Here is a 2,074-nt window from a genome sequence, read left to right on the forward strand (position 1 = left end):
AGAATGCGCACTAGCGCATCATCGCCTAGCCCGTGGCGGGCCATCACGCCAGCGATCAGCCGGCTCAGGGCGGTGAGCTGGTCGTCGCCGTAGTCGATGCCCTCGTAGCGCTGGAGCATGATGCTCACGGCGATCCGGTTGATATTATGTCGGCGGCTGTTGTAGATCGCTAGGCCGAGGGCGTCGCCGGCGCGCGCCTCATCGACAAGCTGGCTGATCGTGCCCATCGTGTCGATATGGTAGTTTGGCGGCGCTCCGGCAAGGCCATCCGCCGAGGCGGCGGTGTCCGCAAGCACGATCAGCGTCACCGACTTGCCCTCGCGGGTCTCGCCGGCCTTCTCTGGCGTTCCGACGTTCTCGACATCCACGGCGTCATCGCTCATGAGTGAGTCTCCTTCGGGCAGCTACAGCGCGCGGTAGTACGACCAAATGGTAGCACGCGGATGCAACCGCTTCAAGAGGAGTTGGGCGGAGAGCGCCTGATCTTAAGCGCGCTGCGCGCTCCGCTACATGATCGTCCCCTCGGCCCGCACCATCGCCGTGAAGCGGCCATCCTCGCGGGACAGCAGCTCCTCGGGCGCGCCCTCCTCGGCGATTTGGCCGTCGGCGATCACCACCACCCGGTCGGCCGAGCGGGCCAGCGAGAGCCGGTGCGAGACGATCAGCGCCGTGCGGCCCTGCATCAGCCGCTCCAGCCCGCCGATGATCAGCGCCTCGGACTCCGGCTCCACCGCGCTGGTCGGCTCGTCGAGCAGCAGGATGGGCGCGCCGCTCAGCAGGGCGCGGGCCACCGCCACCCGCTGCTTCTGGCCGCCGCTCAGCTTCACCCCGCGCTCGCCCACTGCCGTCTCGTAGCCCTGGGGCAGCGCCGCAATGAACTCGTGGGCGTTGGCCGCCCGCGCCGCCGCCTCCACCTCCGCGCGCGTCGCGTCGGCCCGGCCGTAGCGCAGGTTCTCCAGCACTGTCGCGTTGAACAGGAAGGTCTCCTGCTGCACCTGGGCCACCTGTGAGCGCAGCGACTCCAGCGTGGCCCCACGCAGGTCGTGGCCGTCGACCAGCACCCGGCCGGCGTCCGGGTCGTAGATCCGGGCGGCCAGCGAGACCAGGGTGCTCTTACCGATCCCTGACGGCCCGAGGATGGCCACCCGCTCGCCGGCCGCGATGCGCAGCGTCACCTCGCGCAGCACCGGGCGGGCCGGGTCGTAGCCGAAGCTGACGCCCTCGAAGGCCAGATCGCCGCGCAGGGGCCGGGGGAGATCCACCGCGCCGGGGGCGTCGGCGATGCTGGCCGGCGCGTCGAGCACCTCGAAGATCCGCCGCCCGGCCGCCGTCGCCTGCTGCACCAGGTCGTTGGTGCTCACCAGGTCGTCGATCGGGCCGTAGAAGTAGCGCCCGTAGCCGCGGTAGGCCAGCAGGCCGCCCAGGGTGAACTGCCCGCGCATGATAAAGAAGACCCCGCCGGCCAGCATCAGCACATTGCCGAAGTTGGCCACCCAGCGGATCACCGGGAAGACCCGGTTGCGCAGGCGCACGGCGGCGACTAGGTCATCGTACAGGCCCTCGCCGATCTGTGTCACGGCGGCCATCTCGCGGCGCTCCTGGGCGAAGGACTGGATGACCCTGATGCCGCTCAGGTTGTCGGCCAGGCGCGCGGTCAGTTCGCCCAGCCGGGTGCGGGCGGCCTTGTAGACCGGGCGCACCCGGCCGTTGTAGTGGGTGAGCAGCAGCCCCACGGCGATCATCGGCGTGAGCACGAGCAGCCCGAGGGCCGGCTGGAGGACGATGAAGACCGCCGCCACGCCCAGGAGGCGCAGCCCGCTGCCCAGGATCGAGTCGGTGCCGCGCACCATCACGTCGCCCACGCTGGTCACGTCGGAGGTCATTCGGGCCAGCAGGTCGCCGCTGCGTCGCGACGAGAAGTAGTCGGCGCTCTGGCCCTGAAGCTTCTGGTAGAGGCGCAGGCGCAGGTCGAGGGTGAGGCGCTGGGCGGCGCGCTCCAGCAGCACGCCGCGGATGGCGCTGAAGAGCTGGCCGACGGCGAAGACGAGCACCAGCAGGCCGATCTGCCAGCCGA

At 70.4% G+C, this 2,074-nt stretch carries 2 protein-coding genes; both read right to left on the reverse strand.

From position 1 onward, the window contains the following. Positions 1-383 (reverse strand): N-acetylmuramoyl-L-alanine amidase (locus tag K2Z83_RS28235; RefSeq protein ID WP_220598506.1); only part of this gene is annotated, 383 nt, incomplete at its 3' end. Positions 384-506: 123 nt separating this feature from the next. Further along, a partial coding sequence (locus tag K2Z83_RS28240) for an ABC transporter ATP-binding protein (protein ID WP_220598507.1) occupies positions 507-2,074 on the reverse strand: 1,568 nt, incomplete at its 5' end.

It is taken from the genome of Oscillochloris sp. ZM17-4, from assembly GCF_019599295.1.
Taxonomy (GTDB): Bacteria; Chloroflexota; Chloroflexia; order Chloroflexales; family Chloroflexaceae; genus Oscillochloris.